Source organism: Streptomyces sp. NPDC056948 (assembly GCF_042674225.1).
GTDB lineage: Bacteria > Actinomycetota > Actinomycetes > Streptomycetales > Streptomycetaceae > Streptomyces > Streptomyces purpurascens.
The window spans coordinates 12,357-31,098 of the sequence record NZ_JBHUQX010000054.1; the positions used below are offsets into that span (position 1 = coordinate 12,357).

An 18,742-nucleotide genomic window follows, 5' to 3' on the forward strand; every position below is an offset into this window, starting at 1 on the left:
TGTGAACGGGTGACCCGACTGCGGAGCAGGTCCGGGCTTGACCTCAACAAAAGTTGAGGTACGAGGCTGTGCCACATGAACTCAGCCGTTACGCACGCACCCACCGCTGCCCGGTCCACGACCGAGCCCCTCCATGTGACCCTCGTCGTCGGCAGCAACCGCCACGGCCGCTTCGGTCCCGTCGTCGCCGACTGGCTCCTCGACCACCTCCGGGACCGGGACGACCTGGTCGCCGAGGTCGTGGACGTCGCCGAGGCCGAGCTGCCGATGTCCTTCGAGCAGACCCCCGAGGCGGCCGCGGCACTCTCCGGCATCACCCCGAAACTGGCCCGCGCGGACGCCTTCGTCGTCCTCACCCCCGAGTACAACCACTCCTACCCGGCGGGCCTGAAGAACCTCGTCGACTGGCACTTCACCGAGTGGCAGGCCAAGCCGGTCGCCCTCGTCTCCTACGGCGGCCTCTCCGGCGGCCTGCGCGCGGTGGAACACCTCCGCCAGGTCTTCGCCGAACTCCACGCCGTGACGGTCCGCGACACCGTCTCCTTCCACAACGCGGGCGCGTCCTTCGACGACAAGGGCGCCCTACGGGACCCCACCGGCCCGGACGCCGCGGCGAAGACCATGCTGGACCAACTCGTGTGGTGGGGCGAAGCGTTGCGAGAAGCGAGGGCGACCCGCCCGTACACGGACTGACGGGCTGCCCGTGACCGCCCCCGGGGCATCCACGTGCGCGGCCCGCCTCGGGCGCGCGCTGCCGCCCCGGGCGCCGTGATCACGACTGGCCTCGGCGCCGATGCGGCTGCCTCGCCTGCGTCGGCCTGCTGCTGAGCCGGGGCGTCGTGGTCAACCCGTCGAGCGTCCATCGCACGCGCTGCCTGCGTCCGCCTCGCCGGCCGGCCCGGCCGTGGTGATCACGACGGCCCCAGGCGTCCGTACGGCCGTGCGGCCTGCCTCGCATGCGTTGGCTCGCCAGTGCCCCGGGCGTTGCAGTCACGACCCGCCCTACGCCCCTACGCACGCGCCGCACATGCTCGTCCCGCCGTGGGCGAGAACCCGCGCTCTTGGTGTCAGACGCGTGGACCGAGGAACAGGCCGCCGCTCGCGTCGATGACCTGGCCGGTGATCCAGCGAGCGGCGTCGGATGCGAGGAAGGCGACCACATCGGCGACGTCGTCGGGCCCGCCCAGCCGGTCGAGTGCCGTCATGGCGGTGATCTGTTCGGTGAGGCCCGGCACGTCGAAGACGGCTCCGTTGGCCGCCGTCCTGGTGGCTCCGGGAGCGACAGCGTTCACCGTGATCCCCCGGGGCCCGAGTTGGTTGGCCAGGGTCCTGCTCATCGTCTCGACCGCGGCTTTCGTCATGGCGAAGGACGTCTGGGCCGAGTTGGCCATCCGGGTCGCCACCGATGAGATCGTGATGATCCGGCCGCCGTTACGCAGCAGGGGCATCGCGTGCTCGATGATGAAATACGGCGCTCGCACGTTGACCGCGAACAGGCGGTCGAACTCCGCCCGGGTCGTCGCGCCGAGCGGGCCGGCCGGTACAGCCGCGGCGTTGTTGACGAGGATGTCGAGCGGTCTACCCGACAAGCAGTCCTCGACACCGGCGAAGAGCGTCTCGACATCGCCGTCCACGCCCAGTTCAGCCCGGACGGCGCGGGCGGCCCCACCAGCCCGTTCTACCGCCTCGACCGTTGCCGCCGCCCCGCTCTCGTCCGTGCCGAAGTGCACGATGACCATGCCCCCTTCCGCTGCGAGCCGGGCTGCGATCGCTTGACCGATGCCACGCGACGCACCCGTCACCAAAGCCGTCCTGCCGACCTGACCGCTCACACCGTCCACCCCATCCGAATGTTAGTTACTAACATTGCGGTAGTGTCTACCATATGAACGAGCGAAAGCCCACCCTGAGGGAACGGCAGCGAGCCGGGACGCGGCGCGTGATCCAGGAGCATGCGGTGCGGCTGTTCACCGACCGCGGCTACGACACGGTGACGGTGGCCGAAGTCGCTGAGGCAGCCGGTGTCTCGGCGATGACCGTGTACCGGCACTTCCCCACCAAGGAGGACCTCGTCCTCATCGACCAGCCCGCCCGGCTCATCGCCGAGAAGGTCGCCGCATCGCCCGCGACGCAGCCCGTGGTGCGCCGCGTCGGTGGCGCACTCGTCGATGCGGCCACGGTGTTGACCGGTGACGAGGGGGACGAATCGGCAGTGAGCGAGCGGTTCCTGCTGGACTGCCTCCGGCTGATGGTCTCGACGCCCGCGCTGCGGGCCCGGCATCTGGACAGCCAGTACGCGCTCCAGCAGGCCATCGTCGACGCCCTCGGCCTGGACGACGCGACTACCCATGACGCCGCGTTCCGCGCCCAGGCCGCGACCAGCGCATGCCTGGCCGCGATGCACACGGCATTGACGCGCTGGGCCGAGGACGACGGGCAGACGCAACTGCCCGACCTGATCGCGCTAGCACTCGCCGCGTCCTTCGGGGACGCCGTCGCCACCGGCCTTAGGAATCGAGGCGGCCATAACCCGCCGTCAGGACAGGACTGACCCATCTCGTGAACATCGAACGCAGCGCAGTTCTGGCGCCTCGCCTTCACGAGCATCGCCTGCACCCTCATCTGCTATCGCAGACTCACCAAGTGAGATGACGTCTTGATCTGCCCCGGGCCCATCCGCGTGCGTGGCCCGCCTCGGGCGCGCTGCCCGCGCTCCCCCTCGCTGCCGGCCGGGGGCGTCGAGGCGACGACCGGCCCCGACGTCGGCATGCCCACCCCTAGTGCGTCGGCCCGCTGCCGACCATAGGCCTCGCGGCCACGACCGGCCCCGGCGTCGGCACGCCCACCTCGCCTGCGTCGGCCCGCTGCTGCCCCTGGGCGCCGAGGCCACGCCCCGCCCGACGCCCCCACGCTCGCGCCGTCGCCCGCCTCGCCCCCCGGCTACCGACAGAGGACACCGCGGCCACAACCACCCCGGCCCCCTGCACATCTACCGCCCGCGCCCTCTCACTCCGGGCTCCCCTGCACATCTACCGCCCGCGCCCCCTCACTCCGGGCCCCTGCACATCCACCGCCCGCGCCACCCCCACCCCGGGCTCCCCTGCACATCCACCCCTCGCCCCGCTCACCCCCGCCAATCCCCACCCGCAATCCGTCTCCCCCCAGCCCGAAGCCGTGACGCCACAGCCGGCCCGGCGACGTACACCCAAGCCCGGACCGCCGCCCCGTCCGCCACCCTCACGACCTTCCGCTCGACGCGTACGTACAGACTGCGCGGATCCCCCGGTACGTAGTCCTCCAGCCGGTCCAGCTCCGCGAGCAGCGCCCCGTACGACTCCGGCAGGGCGGTGATCAACTCCCCGTTCACGGTGTCGCCGCTGCCCGGTTCCTCGACCGCGTACGGGTAGCCCGGCCCGGCGTACAGCACCGCGTCATCGAGCCGTCCCGGGGCCTCGGAGCGGATGCGTCCCCGCAGGAAGAGGTCGTGATTGACCTCGCCGGGGCGGAGCGTGCCGTAGACGAAGAAAGGGAGGGTCACAGGAACGATTCTGCACCCTCACACACCTGCACAACGGGCCTATGGACATGCCAGGTCCGGGCCGAATTAACTCGCGGTCAACATCAACGCCGCCCCCGGTCGACCCCACGCGACCGGGTGCGCCCGTATGAGGAGACCGATGAGTCGGATACGTCACGTCCGAGGTTCCCGTCTCGCCACCGCAGGCGTGGCCGCCACCGGCATCGGCGCCCTGGTAGCCGCCGTACTTTCCCCCACCGCCCAGGCGGACGAACGGCCGACCCGGTCCGACGCGATCGAGAGTGCGGAGACGGTCCTCGCCGACCGGGCCGCGGCACTGGGCCTGGGAGAGGCCCAGGAGACGAAGGTCCGGGACGTGGTCGTCGACAAGGACGGTTCCCAGCACGTCCGCTACGACCGCACCTACCACCGGCTCCCGGTCCTCGGCGGCGACTTCGTACTCCACCTGAACCCGGACGGCACGTACCGCAGCGCGAACCGCGCCACGAAGTCCGCGCTCTCCATAGCCAGCGTCACCCCCAAGGTGACCGCCCCGAAGGCCGCCGACCTGGCCGCGAGCCTGCTGCGCGCCGCCCACCTCGGCGAGACCCTGAAGAAGCTGACGGCCAAGCCGCGCCTGGTCGTCGACGCCCTGCACGGCGCCCCGAAGCTCGCCTGGCAGACCGACGCGGTCGCACACGACGGACTCGGCAACCCCGTCGGGCGCACGGTGCTGACCGACGCGACCACCGGCGACCGGATCGACGCCTGGGACACCATGGAGACGGTGTCGGGCGACGGCAAGTCCCTCTACGGCGGCACGGTTCCGCTGGAGACGACGAAGTCCGGGTCGTCGTACCGGCTGAAGGACGCCACGCGCGGCGGCACTTACACGGGCGACGCGGAGAACCAGACGGACAAGTGCCTGCTCACGGTCTGCCTGACCCGCGCCCCCGCGACGCTCTTCACCGACGCGGACAACCACTGGGGCACGGGCGCGACCTCCGGCCGCGCCACGGTGGCGGTGGACGCGCAGTACGGCACGGACGTCACCTGGGACTACTACAAGAACGTCCACAACCGGAAGGGCATAGCCGGCGACGGCAAGGGCTCGTTCAACCGCGTCCACTACGGCAAGAACTACAACAACGCCTTCTGGGACGACAACTGCTTCTGCATGACGTACGGCGACGGCGACGGCAAGCAGCTCGGTCCGCTGGTGTCGCTGGACGTGGCCGGGCACGAGATGTCCCACGGTGTCACCTCGAAGACGGCGGCGCTGACGTACTCGGGCGAGTCCGGCGGACTGAACGAGGCCACGTCGGACATCTTCGGCACGCTGGTGGAGTTCCACGCGAACAACTCCAAGGACCCCGGTGACTGGCTCATCGGCGAGAAGGTCGTCCGCTCCGGGCTCGGCCGGGAGTCCCTGCGCCGCATGGACAAGCCGTCGAAGGACGGCAAGTCCGCCGACTGCTGGAGCGACAAGGTCGCCGACCTCGACGTGCACTACTCCTCGGGCGTCGGCAACCACTTCGCGTACCTGCTCGCGGAGGGCAGCGGCGCCAAGACGATCAACGGCGTCAGCCACTCCTCGCCGACCTGCGACGGCGCCACGGTCAAGGGCATCGGCAAGGCCAAGCTGGGCAAGATCTGGTACCGCGCCCTGACGGTCTACATGACGTCCTCGACGAACTACGCGGCTGCCCGCAAGGCGACCCTGAACGCGGCGAAGGACCTCTACGGCAGCGGCAGCACGGAGCAGAAGGCCGTGGGCGCCGCCTGGAGCGCCGTCGACGTGGGCTGAGCGGCCCCCTCACGACACTCGGTGGTGTCCGCGGTTCGGGTGCGGACACCACCGAGGCCTGTGCCGGAGCGTTCTGCTCCGCTACTCCCAGACCACCACGTTGCGCCGCACCGGCACGGACGAGGAGCCGGTCGCGAAGAGCTCGGGTGAGTGGGCCCGGATGCGCTCGATGTCGCTGAAGACGGCGCGCAGGTGTGTACGCATGGCCGTGCGGGCCAGTGCGAGGTCGCCGCCGACGACCGCGTCGAAGATCTCCTGGTGCTGGTCGGCGAAGACCGCGGGGGAGACGTTCTCGTGCAGGCCCAGCCGGCGGGCCCGGTCCAGGTGGCCCTTGGCCGCGGCGACCGTGGTCCACACGTTGCCGTGGCCGCCCAGCCGCATCAGGCCGTGGTGGAAGGCCTCGTCCAGTTCGAAGAACTCCTCCAGGCTCAGCCGCGTGCGCTGCTGACGTCCGAGGTTGTCCCGTAGTTCCGCCACGACCGAGGCGTCCAGCTCGGACGGCAGGGCGTCCAGTGAGGCCAGTTCGACGGCCTCCCGCAGGAACTGCGCGTCCGCGACCTGCGCCGGGTCCACCCGGGACACGAACGACCCGATCTTGGGGAAGATCTGCACCAGCCCGTCCTGGGCCAGCAGGATCAGGCTCTCCCGTACCGGCGTGCGGCTCACGCCCAGGGACGCGGCCAGCTCGTTCTCCGACAGAGCGGCGCCCGGGGGGAGTTCGAGGGTCAGCACCATCTGACGCAGTTTCAGGTAGATGGAGCGCCGGCTGGTCCGCCGGTTCGTCTGGGCCATGTGCACATCCTACGTATCGAAGCGAGGGTATTGCTCCCCTGTGCGACAGGTGCTTGTATACAAGTACTGCACGACAGGGAAGGAGAGCCCTCAGTGAGCACCATCGAGCGCGTCGAGGTCTTCGTCGCCTCCCCGGGCCGCACGTTCGTCACCCTGCGCATCACCACCTCGGACGGGGTGACCGGCCTCGGCGACGCCACGCTCAACGGGCGCGAGCTGGCCGTGGCGAGCTATCTGCGCGATCACCTCGCCCCGCTGCTGATCGGCCGCGACCCGGCGCGCATCGAGGACACCTGGCAGTACCTCTACAAGGGCGCCTACTGGCGGCGCGGCCCGGTCACCATGACGGCCATCGCCGCCGTCGACACGGCCCTGTGGGACATCAAGGGCAAGACCGCCGGACTCCCCGTGTACGAGCTGCTCGGCGGCCGGTCCCGGGACGGCGTTCTGGTCTACTCGCACGCCAGCGGCACCGACGTGCCCTCCCTCCTCGACGACGTCGAGCGCTATCTGGAGCTCGGCTACAAGGCCGTGCGCGCCCAGGCGGCGGTCCCGGACGTCGGCGGCACCTACGGCGTCCGCAAGGGCAAGGTCTACGAACCGGCCGCGACCGATCTGCCCGACGAGCAGCCCTGGGACACCGAGGCCTACCTCGGCTTCGCCCCGACGTACCTGGAGGCCGTACGGGAGCGCTTCGGCTTCGGCTTCCACCTCCTGCACGACGTGCACCACCGGCTGACGCCGATCGAGGCGGCCCGCTTCGGCAAGAGCGTCGAGGCCTGCCGGCTGTTCTGGATGGAGGACCCGACGCCCGCCGAGAACCAGGAGGCGTTCCGGCTCATACGGCAGCACACCACGACACCGATCGCCGTCGGCGAGGTGTTCAACTCCATCTGGGACGTCCAGCACCTCATCACCGAGCAGCTCATCGACTACGTGCGCACCACCGTGGTCCACGCGGGCGGCATCACCCACCTCCGCCGGATCTTCGACCTCGCCGCGCTCTACCACGTACGCACCGGCTCGCACGGCGCCACCGACCTCTCCCCGGTCAGCATGGCCGCGGCCGTGCACCTCGACCTCGCCGTGCCGAACTTCGGCATCCAGGAGCACATGGGCCACCCCGACGAGGCCGCCGAGGTGTTCCGCACGGGCGTCACCTTCGCCGACGGCATGCTGCACCCCTCGGACGAGCCGGGCCTCGGGGTCGAGTACGACGAGAAGGCCGCCGAACGCTTCCCCTACCAGCGGCGCTATCTCCCGGTCGCCCGCCGTCTCGACGGCTCGGTGCACGACTGGTGAGCGGCATACAGCGGCTGAACCGCGCCGCGCTCGGCGCGCTCCCGCCCGCCTCGCGCCCCCGCGTCGACCCCGCCGGACTGCGCACCCGCGTCGTCCACTTCGGCATCGGCGCCTTCCACCGGGCCCACCAGGCCCTCTACACCGAGAACGCCGTCGCGCACTCCGGCGAGCCCTGGGGCATCGCCGCCGTCGCTCCCCGGTCGGCGGCGACCGTCGACGCCCTGCGCGCCCAGGACTGCCTGTACTCGGTGACCGAGCGCCGTGACGAGGGCGGCGTCCCCCGGGTCGTCGGCGCGCTCACCGGCGCGTACGCGCTCGGGCGGGACGGGGCGGCCGTCGACGCCCTGCTCACCGACCCCGAGGTGACGGTGGTGACGCTGACGATCACGGAGAAGGGCTACCGGGCCGCCGGCCCGGACACGGTCGTCGGGCGCCTCGCCGCCGGGCTGGCCGCGCGGATGCGCTCCGGTGCCGCCCCGATCAGCGTCGTGTCCTGCGACAACATGGCGGACAACGGCGCCGTGCTGCGGACCGCGGTCCAGGACGCCGTGCGCGCCGCGGGCGGGCGCGACCGGGATCAGACCCTGGAACTGCTCGACCGGCAGGTGGCCTTCCCCGCCACCGTGGTGGACCGGATCGTCCCCGCCACCGCCCCGGGAGACCTCACGGCGACGGCCACCGCGCTGGGCGTCCACGACGCCCTGCCCGTGAGCGGCGAACCGTATCGGCAGTGGGTCCTCGAGGACCGCTTCACGGCCCCGCGTCCGCCGTGGGAGCTGGACGGCGCCCTCCTCGTGCCCGATGTCGCCCCCTACCAGCTCACCAAACTGCGGCTGCTCAACGGCTCGCACTCGGCCCTCGCCTTCCTCGGGATCGCCGCGGGCCGCACCACCGTCGCCGACGCGATGGCCGACGGCTGGGGCGAGCGGCTCGTCAGGTCCCTGTGCGCCGAGGTCGCGCCCACGCTGCCGGACGGCGGCCCGGACCCCCGCCGGTACGCCGACGACCTGGTCGCCCGCTTCCGCAACCCGGCCATGCGTCACCTGCTGCGGCAGATCGCCTCGGACGGCTCGCTCAAGATCACCGAACGCTGGCTGCCGGCCCTGCGCCTCCTGCGCGAGCGCGGTACGGCCACCCCGGTCCTCGAACTCGCCCTCGCGGGCTGGGTGCACCTCACCCGGGACCACGACATCCCGGACCCCGCGCGGGACGCCCTCACCGCCTGCTGGCGCACCGGAGCGGACGACACGGCCGTCGTCCGCGCGCTGCTCACGGCCGTCGGCGCGTCCGACCTCGCCGGCGACTCCGAGCTCGTCACCGTCGTCGTAGGGCGGCTCCCGGCGCTGCGTGCCGGACACGTGGACATCTGAGCCCCGTCCACCTCACCCGTCCCCGGAACAACGGAGTTCACGATGAAGGACACCACGACCACGGCCGAGCAGGCCGACGGCGTGCGACGCACCACCCGTGACCTGACCAAGGCCGCCGTGTCCGGCTGGCTGGGCACGGCCATGGAGTTCATGGACTTCCAGCTGTACTCGCTGGCGGCCGCGATCGTCTTCAACAAGATCTTCTTCCCGGACGTCAGCCCCGCCATCGGCCTCATCGCCGCGATGGCCACCTACGGCGTCGGCTATGTCGCCCGGCTCGCCGGCGCGGTCTACTTCGGGAGAATGGGTGACCGGCTCGGCCGCAAGAAGGTCCTGACGATCACCATCCTGCTGATGGGCGCCTCGACCACCCTCATCGGCGTCCTGCCCACCTACGCGACCATCGGTATCCTGGCGCCCGTCCTGCTCGTCGTCCTGCGCCTCGCCCAGGGCTTCGGCGCGGGCGCGGAGATCGCGGGCGCGACGGTGATGCTCGCCGAGTACGCCCCGACGAAACGGCGCGGTCTGGTCGCCTCGCTGGTGTCGCTGGGCACCAACTCGGGGACGCTGGCCGCCTCCGGGCTGTGGGCGGTGCTCCTCGCCGTGCTCAGCGAGGACCAGTTGCTGTCCTGGGGCTGGCGGCTGCCCTTCCTGCTGAGCTTCGGGCTGCTGCTGTTCGCGGTGTGGCTGCGGCGCAACCTCAAGGAGAGCCCGGTCTTCGAGGAGCGGCCCGACGTCGTGGACGGCGTCGCGATGAGCCGGCGCGAGGTGGAGACGGCCGTCACGAAGGGGGCGGACGACGAGGCCGGGCTGCTGGAGGCGGGCCTGAAGCAGCGCAAGGGCAAGGCGTTCTTCCTGGCGCTCGGGCTGCGCTTCGGGCAGGCCGGCAACTCCGGGCTGATCCAGACGTTCCTCGTCGGCTACATCGCCACCGAACTCGCGGCCGAGCGCTCCGTACCCACCGACGCCATCGTGTACGGGTCGCTGCTGGGCTTCCTCACGGTGCCGGCCATCGGCATGCTCGGCGACCGCTTCGGACGCCGCCGGATGTATCTGGCCCTCACCTCGCTGACGGCCCTCACCGCCTTCCCGCTCATGATGCTGATCACCTCGGGCAGCACGCCCGCCCTGATGCTCGGCATGGTCCTTGGCCTGAACATCGGCGTCCTCGGACTGTTCGCGCTGGAGAGCGTGACCATGGCCGAACTCTTCGGATCCCGCACCCGGTTCACCCAGCTCGCGCTGTCCAAGGAGATCGGCGGCGTCCTCGCCACCGCGATCGGGCCGGTCCTCGCGGCGAGCCTCACCGCCGCCACCGGAAGCTGGTGGCCCATCGCGGCGATGCTCGTCGTCTACTCCCTCATCACCCTCGTCAGCGCACTGCTCTCGCCCGAGACGCGCGGACGCGACCTGGTCCGGCTGGAGGACGCCGCATGACCCCTGTGACCGCTATGAAGGCCGTCGTCGTGCACGGCGCGGGTGACGTCAGGATCGACGAGCGGCCCCGGCCCGAGCCCGCGCGGGACGAGGTGCTGATCGCCCTGGAGTGGGGCGGTATCTGCGGCTCCGACGTCGCGTACTGGAAGAAGGGCGCCTCCGGCACCGCCGCCCTCGCCCACCCGCTGGTCCTCGGCCACGAGTTCGCCGGCCGGGTCGCGGCGCTGGGCTCCGGGGTGACCGGCCTGTCGGAGGGACAGCCTGTCACCGTCCACCCGGCCCAGCTCGTCGGCGAGCCCCCCGAGCGGCTCGCCGGGCGCACCAACCTCCACGAGCGGGTCCGCTACTTCGGCTCGGCGGCCCTCACTCCGCACACCGACGGCGGGTTCAGCGAGTTCCGTACGGTCCGTGCGGCCCAGGTCCGGCCGCTGCCCGAGGGCGTGGACACCGAGTCGGGGGCCCTCGCGGAGCCGCTGGCGGTCGCCCTGCACGCCGTGGGCCGGGTTCCGGCGCTGCGAGGCCGTACGGTCCTGGTCAACGGGGCCGGTCCGATCGGCTCGCTGGTCGTCGCGGCCGCGAAGCACCACGGCGCCGAAACGGTGTGCGCCGCCGACCTGTCCTCCGCGTCGCTCGCCGTGGCCCGGCGTATGGGCGCCGACGCGACGGTCGACGTCTCCCGGGGCGAGGAACTGCCGCACGACGTCGACGTCGTCTTCGAGGCGTCCGGCGCACCGGCCGCGCTGGGGGCGGTCCTTCGGGCCACGGCCCGGGGCGGCACCGTCGTACAGGTCGGGAACCTGCCGGGCACGGCCGAGCCCGCCGTCCTGGGCGACCTGGTCACCCGGGAGATCACCTGGATCGGCTCCTACCGTTTCGTCGACGAGATCGACGACGCCCTGAGCGCCCTGCGCGACGGCCTGGACATCTCACCGGTCATCACCCACCGCTTCCCCCTGGAACAGGCCGAGCAGGCCCTCACGGTCGCGGCGGACCCGGCGAGCGCGAGCAGCAAGGTGATGCTGCGGCTCGGCGGGGGAGCGCCGGTCGTCCTCTGACAGCACGTCCGTAGTCCCACCGTTCCCGTAGGAGAACTCCGTGCCCCACCCGACCGCCGTCTCCCCCGAGCACCCGCCGGCGGACGTCGTGTGTCTCGGCGAGACCATGGCCGTGCTCAGCCCGCCGGACGACCGGCCGCTCGCCGACCAGTCCGCGCTCCGCCTCTCGGTCGGCGGCGCCGAGTCCAACGTGGCCTGCGGACTGGCCGCGCTCGGGCATCGCGCGGCCTGGCTGAGCCGGGTGGGCGACGACGCGTTCGGGCGGCGCATCCGTGCCGAACTCGCGTCCCGGGGCGTCGAGGTGGGCGCCGTCGCCGTCGACCCGGCGCATCCGACCGGCGTGTACTTCAAGGACCCCGGCCCGGACGCCACCCGGCCCCTGTACTACCGGAGCGGATCGGCCGCCGCCCACATGGGACCGGAACTGGCCGGCGCGCCCGAGTTGCGGAGGCCGCGGATCGTGCACGTGTCGGGCATCACCGCGGCGCTGTCCGCCAGTTGCGCCCGCCTTCTGGAGGAGATCGTCGTACGCCGCACCCCGTGGGATGGCGCGGGGCGTCGGCCGCTCGTCTCCTTCGACGTCAACCACCGCCCCGCCCTGTGGAGCGGGCGGAACGCCGAGGCGGCACCGGTGCTGCGGGACCTGGCCCGGGCCGCGGACCTCGTGTTCGTCGGGCGCGACGAGGCCGAGGCCCTGTGGGGCACGGCCCACCCCGACGCCATCGCGAGCCTGCTCGCCCCGGCGCCGCTCGTCGTCGTCAAGGACGCGGAGCACGGCGCCACGTCGTACGCGGCGGGTGAGAGCACCTTCGCGCCCGCCCTCGCCGTCGAGGTCGTCGAACCGGTCGGCGCGGGCGACGCCTTCGCCGCCGGGTATCTGTCCGGGGTCCTGGAGGATCTCGACGAGCCGTCCAGGCTGCGCCTCGGCCACCTGACGGCGGCGACAGCGCTCCGCAGCCGGGACGACATCCCCGACCTCGGCGAGGCCCTGGCCCTGGCCCGGCGCTAGCCCCGGCCACTCAGCCCCGCACGGCCTCCAACCGCACCGCACACGCCTTGAACTCCGGCATTCGGGAGGTCGGGTCGAGCGCGGGGTTGGTGAGGGTGTTGGCGCGGCCCTCGCCCGGCCAGTGGAAGGGCATGAACACGGTGTCGGGCCGGATGGCGGTCGTGATCCTCGCGGGCGCCACGGCCCGGCCCCGCCGCGACACGACGGCGACCGGATCCCCCTCGGCCGCCCCGAGCCGCGCCGCCAGCCGCGGATGCAACTCCACGAACGGCCCGGGCGCCGCGGCGTTCAGCTCCGCCACGCGCCGCGTCTGCGCCCCGGACTGATACTGCGCCACGACCCGCCCGGTGGTCAGCAGCACGGGGTACTCGTCGTCCGGTTCCTCGGCGGCCGCCCGATGCGAGACGGGCACGAACCGGGCTCGTCCGTCGGGGGTGGCGAAACGGTCGAGGAAGAGGCGGGGGGTGCCGGGGTGCGCCATGGCCGTGGTGTCACCCGCGGCGGGCCGCTCCGCCGCCTCCGCGGAACCCGGACAAGGCCAGAACACCCCGTCCTCCTCCACGATCCTGCGGTACGTGATCCCCGAGTAGTCCGCCGGGCCGCCCGCGCTCGCGCGGCGGAGTTCCTCGAAGACCTCCTCGGGGTCGGTCGGGAAGCCCTTCTCCACGCCCAGGCGGGCGGCCAGTTCGTGGAGGACCTCCAGGTCGCTGCGGATGCCCTCGGGCGGGGTGATCGCTTGGCGGCGCAGCAGGACCCTGCCCTCGAGGTTCGTCGTCGTGCCCGTCTCCTCCGCCCACTGCGTGACCGGCAGGACCACGTCGGCGAGCTCCGCCGTCTCCGACAGCACCACGTCACACACGGCCAGGAAGTCCAGCGACCTGATGCGCTCCTCGATGTGCGCGGCACGCGGCGCCGACACCACCGGGTTGGACGCCATCAGCAGCAGGGATTTGATGTCCGTGCCCAGCGCGTCCAGCAGCTCGTACGCACTGCGCCCCGGGCCCGGCAGCGACTCCGGGTCCACTCCCCACACCTCGGCGACATGCCGCCGCGCCGCCGGATCGTCGAGCTTGCGATAGCCCGGCAACTGGTCGGCCTTCTGCCCGTGTTCGCGTCCGCCCTGCCCGTTGCCCTGCCCGGTCAGACAGCCGTATCCGGACAGCGGACGGCCGGCCCGGCCGGTCGCCAGGCACAGGTTGATCCACGCGCCCACCGTGTCCGTGCCCTTGGACTGCTGCTCGGGCCCGCGCGCGGTGAGCACCATCGCCGACTCCGGCTCGCAGAACATCCGCACGGTCTCCCGCAGTTGGGGAACGGACACCCCCGTGATCCGCTCCACGTACTCCGGCCAGTGCGCCATCGCCGCGGCCCGCGCGTCCTCCCAGCCCACCGTGCGCTCCTGGACGTACTCCGCGTCCACCCGCCCCTCGGCGATCACCAGGTGCAGCAGTCCCAGCGCCAGCGCCAGGTCCGTGCCCGGCCGGGGCGCCAGGTGCAGATCCGCCTGCTCGGCGGTCTTCGTGCGGCGCGGGTCGATCACGATCAGCGTGCCGCCGTTCTCCCGCAGCTCGTTGAAGAAGCGGAGCGACGGCGGCATGGTCTCCGCGAGATTCGACCCGACGAGGATCACGCAGCCGGTCTTCGGGATGTCCTCCAGCGGGAACGGCAGCCCCCGGTCGAGCCCGAACGCCTTGATGCCGGCGGCAGCCGCCGACGACATGCAGAAACGGCCGTTGTAGTCGATCTGGGACGTGCCGAGCACGACCCGCGCGAACTTGCCGAGCGTGTACGCCTTCTCGTTCGTCAGACCGCCCCCGCCGAACACCCCGACCGCGTCCGGCCCGTGCCCCGCGCGCGTCCGGCGCAGCCCCGTGGCGATCCGGTCCAGCGCCTCGTCCCAGGAGGCGGGCACCAGCTCGCCCCCGGAACGCACCAACGGTGAGGTCAGACGGACGCCGGAGGCCAGCACCGCGGGTGCCGTACGGCCCTTGCCGCACAGCGCGCCCCGGTTCACCGGGAAGTCCGCGCGCTCGCTCACCTCGACGGTCCCGTCCGGCGCGGGCGTCAGGTTCATCCCGCACTGCAGGGCGCAGTACGGGCAGTGCGTGGGCGTGGCGGTGTTCTGCATACCGTTCAGCGTGCTTCGGCCGTGTTACGCGCGGCACGGCTCCCTGTTACGCGGCCGGGACGGGGACCTCCCCGCCGCCGCCCGGCCCGCGTGAGGCACACAGGCCCGCCCGTCCGAGGCACACGCCTGCCCGCCTTCAGGTCGTCGCCGACCGGTACGGACGTTGCCCGTGGGACGAAAAACGCCACATGTGGCTCATTGCGTTCCTTTCTTGTCCGATCCGCCCTCGTTGAGAGTTGAAGCAGCCGCACTACGCTCTCGCTACGCGCAGCGCTCGCACGACTCCGCACGGCGTTCGACACCCGGGCATGCCCGCCACTCACGGCTGCATCCACCTGCGGCTCCGCCGCCTGTGGCAATCCGACACTCGAAACAGCCAGGAGGCCACCCGATCATGCCTCTGCGCCACTTGAACCCGCACGACCAGCACCTCTTCCGGCAGTACGGCCGGGGCCCGACCGTCCCCGTCCCCGACCCGCTCCTGCACCACGCCGTCGCCCGGCACGCCGCCGCCACCCCGCACGCCGTGGCCGCCGAACACCAGGGCGCGCGCCTCACCTACGGCGAGCTCGACCGGTACGCCGACGCCCTCGCCGCCCGCCTGATCCGCGAGGGCGTCCGACCCGGCGACCACGTCGGCCTGTTCGTCCGCCGCTCGATCCCGATGCTCGTCGGCCTGCTCGGCATCCTGAAAGCCGGCGCCGCCTACGTCCCCCAGGACATCGGCCTCGCACCCCCGGCCCAGCTCACCCACGTCATCCGCACCGCCCGCACCCGGGTCGTCCTCACCCTCGCCGAACACGCCCACCGCGTGCCGCTGCCGGCCGGCCATCTGCTGCTCCCGCTCGACGACCTGCCGATCCCGCTCGACGAGCCCCGGCCCCACGCCCCGGCCCCACGCCCCCGGGTCACCGGCGACGACGGCTGCTACGTCCTGTTCACCTCCGGCACCACCGGCCGCCCCAACGGCGTGAAGGTCACCCACCGCAACGTCGCCAACCTCCTGCTCACCGAACCGGGCGGCCTCGGCATCCGCCCCGGCGACCGGGTCGCCCAGCTCCTCAGCATCGCCTTCGACATGGCCGCCTGGGAGATCCTCGGCTGCCTCACCCACGGCGGCACCCTCGTCATCCGCGGCAAGGACATCGCCGCGGCGGCCCGCACGGCGGACGTGATCATCGCGACGCCGACCGTGCTGTCCGGCCTCGACCCCGCCGCCTGCCCACGCGTGCGCACGGTCGCCGTGGCGGGGGAGCCCTGCCCGCGCCCGCTGGCCGACCGCTGGGCCCGGCAGACCGCCTTTTACAACTGCTGCGGCCCGACCGAGACCACGATCGTCAACACGATGAGCCGCCACGACCCGCACGCCCCGCTGCTCACCATCGGCCGCCCCACCCCCAACAACACGGTCTACGTCCTCGACGCCGACCGCCGACCCCTGCCCTTCGGCGAGACCGGCGAGATGTGGGCGGGCGGCGACTGCGTCTCCGCGGGCTACCTCGGCAACGACGCGCTCAACGCCGAGCGCTACGCCCCCGACCCGTTCCTCGGCGGCGGCCGCCGCATGTTCCGCACCCGCGATCTCGGCCGCTGGACCCTCGACGGCCGGCTCGAACACCTGGGCCGCACCGACGACCAGGTCAAGGTGCGCGGCTTCCGCGTCGAGCTGGACTCCGTCTCCTCCGTGCTGGAGGCCGCCGGCTGCACCCGCGCCGTCACCCTGAAACGCGACGCCCGCACCCTGGTGTCCTTCGTCTGCCCGGCGGACACCGACCCGGACGCGGCCCGCCGCGCGGTCGCGGACGCCCTGCCGTACTACTGCGTCCCCGAACAGGTCCTGCCGCTCGCCTACCTCCCCGAGACCGACCGCGGCAAGGTCGACAAACAGGCCCTGCTGCGCATGATCGAGGAGCGCCTGGCGGTGGCCCGATGACCACGTCCCCGCCCCGCACACACCAGGACACGGGCGAACTCCCGCCGCTCCTGCCCGCACCCCGCCGCCTGCTCAAACACCCCCGCCTGATGCACTACAACCGCCTGGCGGCCCTGGTCCTGCTGGCCAACGCGGCGTTCCTGTGGGCCGCCTGGCCCCTGGCCGCCCCCACCCCCGGGCACGCCGCCCTCGCCAACCTCGCCCTCGCCGTCGTCGTACGCCAGCAGCACGTCGTCAACCTCTTCTTCCGGCTGGCGACTTCGGCCCCCACGCACTGGCCGCTGAAGGTCCGCTGGGCGCTCGGCAAGGTGTACCACTTCGGCGGACTGCACGTGGGCGGGGCACTGGCGGGCACGGCCTGGTTCCTGGCGCTGACGATCACCACACCGAACGGCCCCCTCATGGCCGTCGGCTGGGCCCTCCTGGCGCTCCTCGCGCTCATCATCGCCACCGCCCTGCCGCCCTTCCGCTCCCGCCACCACGACCACTTCGAGAAGATCCACCGCTTCGGCGGCTGGAGCGCCCTCGCCCTCTTCTGGACCCACACCCTGCTCTCCGGCCAGGGCCCGGTCCCGCTCGTGGTCCTCGCCGTCGTCACGTTCAGCGTGGCCCTGCCCTGGCTGCGGCTGCGCAAGGTGGACATCCGCACCGAACGCCCCTCGCCGCATGTGGCCCTGGCCCGCTTCGACTACGGCGAGACGCCCTTCGCCGGCTCCTCGACGGCGATCAGCCGCAGCCCGCTCAAGGAGTGGCACTCCTTCGCCAACGTCCCCGCCCCCGGCCGCTCCGGCTTCCGGCTCACCATCTCCCGCGCCGGTGACTGGACCGGCTCGTTCATCGACGACCTGCCCGAGCGGGTGTGGGTCAAGGGCATCACCACGGCCGGAGTCGCCAACATCGAGGTCCTGTTCAGAAAGGTGGTGTACGTGGCGACCGGCAGCGGCATCGGCCCCTGCCTGCCCCATCTGCTCGCCGCCGAGGTGCCCTCCCGCCTGGTCTGGGCGACCCGCGATCCCCGGGCCACCTACGGCGACGCCCTCGTCGACGAGATCCTCGCCGTCCAGCCGCACGCCCTGGTCTGGGACACCTCCCGGCACGGCAAGCCCGACATGGTGCGCCTCGCCCACGACGCCTACCGCGACTTCGGGGCGGAGGCCGTCATCTGCATCTCCAACAAGCGGCTCACCTGGCAGGTGGTGCACGGCCTGGAACGGCGCGGCATTCCGGCGTACGGCGCGATCTGGGACTCGTGACCCCGCTGCGTAACCCTGCTGAAGGAGACGGAAGATGAACAATCTGAAGGTCGAGCGGGACGGCCGTGTGGTGACCGTCCGCCTGCACCGCCCGCACGCCCTCAACGCGCTCAGTTCGGAGCTGCTCGCCGAACTCCTCGGGGTTCTCGCCCCGTTGGACGACGACCCGGACGTGGGCTGCGTCGTCGTCAGCGGCTCGGAGAAGGTCTTCGCGGCCGGCGCGGACATCAAGGAGATGGCGGGAAAGTCGGCCGTCGACATGCTGTCCGAGGACTGGTTCGCGGCCTGGGAGGAGTTCGCGGACCTGCGCACCCCGAAGATCGCCGCCGTGAGCGGTTACGCGCTCGGCGGCGGTTGTGAGCTGGCCATGATGTGCGACCTGGTCATCGCGGGCGAGTCGGCCCTGTTCGGCCAGCCGGAGATCAAGCTGGGCGTGATACCCGGCATCGGCGGCACCCAGCGGCTGACCCGCCTGGCGGGCCGGGCCAAGGCCATGGACCTGGTGCTCACCGGCCGCACGATGGACGCCCGGGAGGCCGAGCGCTGCGGCTTGGTCTCCCGCGTGGTCCCCGACGACCAAGCGTTCGCCGAGGCGCTGCGAGCGGCCGCGGCCGTCGCCTCTTACGGCCGTACGGCGGTCAGGGCGGCCCGCGAGTGCGTCGACCGGGCCCTGGAGACCGGCCTCAGGGACGGCATCCGCTTCGAACGGCGGGTGTTCCACGCCCTGTTCGCGACCGACGACCAGAAGGAGGGGATGGCGGCGTTCCTGGAGAAGCGCACACCGCGCTTCCACGGAAGCTGACCGCTGCGGAAAAGGCCGGGGACGGGACACGCGGAGCGCGCCGGCCGCGCCCCCGTCCCCGGCCACGTTCAGGGGCTGTGCCTGGTCAGGGCACGGCCCCGGTCAGCACTCGTACGCGTAGTACGGCTCGTCGCCCACGTCCAGACCGATCCTCCCGACCCCGCCGGGGCCGATCTGGATACAGGAGGGGTCGAAGCCGTCGACTTCCACGCTGGCGGAGATGGTGTGCCCGCACACGTTGTGGATGTCGGCCCACCACTGGCCGGACGCGCCGAGCTTCGCGCAGCCCGGCTCCGGGGCCTTGACCGCCGCGGCGGCCACGGGCGCCGCCGAGGCG

Annotated in this window: 16 protein-coding genes; 11 read left to right on the forward strand and 5 right to left on the reverse strand. The window is 72.3% G+C overall.

What is annotated here, in order from left to right; all coding sequences use genetic code 11:
• Positions 1 to 75 precede the first annotated feature (75 nt).
• Positions 76 to 693 (forward strand): NADPH-dependent FMN reductase, encoded by a 618-nt coding sequence (locus ACFTZL_RS09815; RefSeq protein WP_382580015.1) that lies wholly within the window; start codon positions 76 to 78, stop codon positions 691 to 693.
• Between the two features lie 374 nt (positions 694 to 1,067).
• Here the strand turns inward: ACFTZL_RS09815 and ACFTZL_RS09820 are convergent, their stop codons facing one another.
• Positions 1,068 to 1,841, reverse strand: a complete 774-nt coding sequence (locus ACFTZL_RS09820; protein ID WP_382580016.1) for an SDR family NAD(P)-dependent oxidoreductase — start codon at positions 1,839 to 1,841, stop codon at positions 1,068 to 1,070.
• A gap of 44 nt (positions 1,842 to 1,885) precedes the next feature.
• On the opposite strand from ACFTZL_RS09820, the gene ACFTZL_RS09825 reads away from it, so the two are divergent.
• Positions 1,886 to 2,551: a TetR/AcrR family transcriptional regulator gene (locus ACFTZL_RS09825; RefSeq protein WP_382580017.1), complete on the forward strand. Its 666-nt coding sequence runs from the start codon at positions 1,886 to 1,888 to the stop codon at positions 2,549 to 2,551.
• A 573-nt stretch (positions 2,552 to 3,124) separates the two neighbouring features.
• Here the strand turns inward: ACFTZL_RS09825 and ACFTZL_RS09830 are convergent.
• Positions 3,125 to 3,538: a gamma-glutamylcyclotransferase family protein gene (locus tag ACFTZL_RS09830; protein WP_382580018.1), complete on the reverse strand. Its 414-nt coding sequence runs from the start codon at positions 3,536 to 3,538 to the stop codon at positions 3,125 to 3,127.
• A gap of 139 nt (positions 3,539 to 3,677) precedes the next feature.
• Between ACFTZL_RS09830 and ACFTZL_RS09835 the strand changes: the two genes are divergently transcribed.
• Positions 3,678 to 5,324: a M4 family metallopeptidase gene (locus ACFTZL_RS09835; RefSeq protein ID WP_382580019.1), complete on the forward strand. Its 1,647-nt coding sequence runs from the start codon at positions 3,678 to 3,680 to the stop codon at positions 5,322 to 5,324.
• An 81-nt stretch (positions 5,325 to 5,405) separates the two neighbouring features.
• On the opposite strand, the gene ACFTZL_RS09840 is transcribed toward ACFTZL_RS09835, so the two are convergent.
• Positions 5,406 to 6,116 (reverse strand): GntR family transcriptional regulator, encoded by a 711-nt coding sequence (locus tag ACFTZL_RS09840; protein ID WP_382580020.1) that lies wholly within the window; start codon positions 6,114 to 6,116, stop codon positions 5,406 to 5,408.
• 93 nt (positions 6,117 to 6,209) lie between these two features.
• Between ACFTZL_RS09840 and manD the strand changes: the two genes are divergently transcribed.
• From manD to ACFTZL_RS09865, 5 genes are read left to right on the forward strand one after another with little or no spacing between them, the layout of a single operon-like run.
• Entirely contained in the window at positions 6,210 to 7,418 is a 1,209-nt protein-coding gene (gene manD, locus ACFTZL_RS09845) for a D-mannonate dehydratase ManD (RefSeq protein WP_261680815.1), read from the forward strand.
• Entirely contained in the window at positions 7,415 to 8,788 is a 1,374-nt protein-coding gene (locus ACFTZL_RS09850) for a mannitol dehydrogenase family protein (protein ID WP_382580021.1), read from the forward strand. Before manD ends, ACFTZL_RS09850 begins: the two co-directional genes overlap by 4 nt.
• A gap of 42 nt (positions 8,789 to 8,830) precedes the next feature.
• Positions 8,831 to 10,225, forward strand: coding sequence for an MFS transporter (locus tag ACFTZL_RS09855; RefSeq protein WP_382580022.1), 1,395 nt, complete (start codon positions 8,831 to 8,833; stop codon positions 10,223 to 10,225).
• On the forward strand, positions 10,222 to 11,280 hold the full coding sequence (locus ACFTZL_RS09860) for an L-idonate 5-dehydrogenase (RefSeq protein ID WP_382580023.1): 1,059 nt from the start codon (positions 10,222 to 10,224) through the stop codon (positions 11,278 to 11,280). The genes ACFTZL_RS09855 and ACFTZL_RS09860 overlap by 4 nt, the downstream gene beginning before the upstream one ends.
• Before the next feature lie 40 nt (positions 11,281 to 11,320).
• Positions 11,321 to 12,289: a sugar kinase gene (locus tag ACFTZL_RS09865; RefSeq protein ID WP_382580024.1), complete on the forward strand. Its 969-nt coding sequence runs from the start codon at positions 11,321 to 11,323 to the stop codon at positions 12,287 to 12,289.
• 10 nt (positions 12,290 to 12,299) lie between these two features.
• Here ACFTZL_RS09865 and ACFTZL_RS09870 read toward each other — a convergent pair whose 3' ends face one another.
• Positions 12,300 to 14,417 carry a molybdopterin oxidoreductase family protein gene (locus ACFTZL_RS09870; RefSeq protein WP_382580025.1) on the reverse strand — a complete coding sequence of 706 codons (2,118 nt, stop codon included), beginning with the start codon at positions 14,415 to 14,417 and terminating at the stop codon, positions 12,300 to 12,302.
• A gap of 394 nt (positions 14,418 to 14,811) precedes the next feature.
• Between ACFTZL_RS09870 and ACFTZL_RS09875 the strand changes: the two genes are divergently transcribed.
• Genes ACFTZL_RS09875 through ACFTZL_RS09885 form a run of 3 tightly spaced genes read left to right on the forward strand, consistent with a single transcriptional unit; the run spans position 14,812 to position 18,405 of the window.
• Entirely contained in the window at positions 14,812 to 16,350 is a 1,539-nt protein-coding gene (locus ACFTZL_RS09875) for an amino acid adenylation domain-containing protein (RefSeq protein ID WP_382580026.1), read from the forward strand.
• Positions 16,347 to 17,603 carry a hypothetical protein gene (locus ACFTZL_RS09880; protein ID WP_382580027.1) on the forward strand — a complete coding sequence of 419 codons (1,257 nt, stop codon included), beginning with the start codon at positions 16,347 to 16,349 and terminating at the stop codon, positions 17,601 to 17,603. The genes ACFTZL_RS09875 and ACFTZL_RS09880 overlap by 4 nt, the downstream gene beginning before the upstream one ends.
• Positions 17,604 to 17,637: 34 nt before the next feature.
• Positions 17,638 to 18,405: an enoyl-CoA hydratase-related protein gene (locus ACFTZL_RS09885; RefSeq protein WP_382580028.1), complete on the forward strand. Its 768-nt coding sequence runs from the start codon at positions 17,638 to 17,640 to the stop codon at positions 18,403 to 18,405.
• Between the two features lie 102 nt (positions 18,406 to 18,507).
• On the opposite strand, the gene ACFTZL_RS09890 is transcribed toward ACFTZL_RS09885, so the two are convergent.
• Positions 18,508 to 18,742, reverse strand: a 235-nt coding sequence (locus ACFTZL_RS09890) for a hypothetical protein (protein ID WP_382580029.1), incomplete at its 5' end; no start/stop codon positions are given.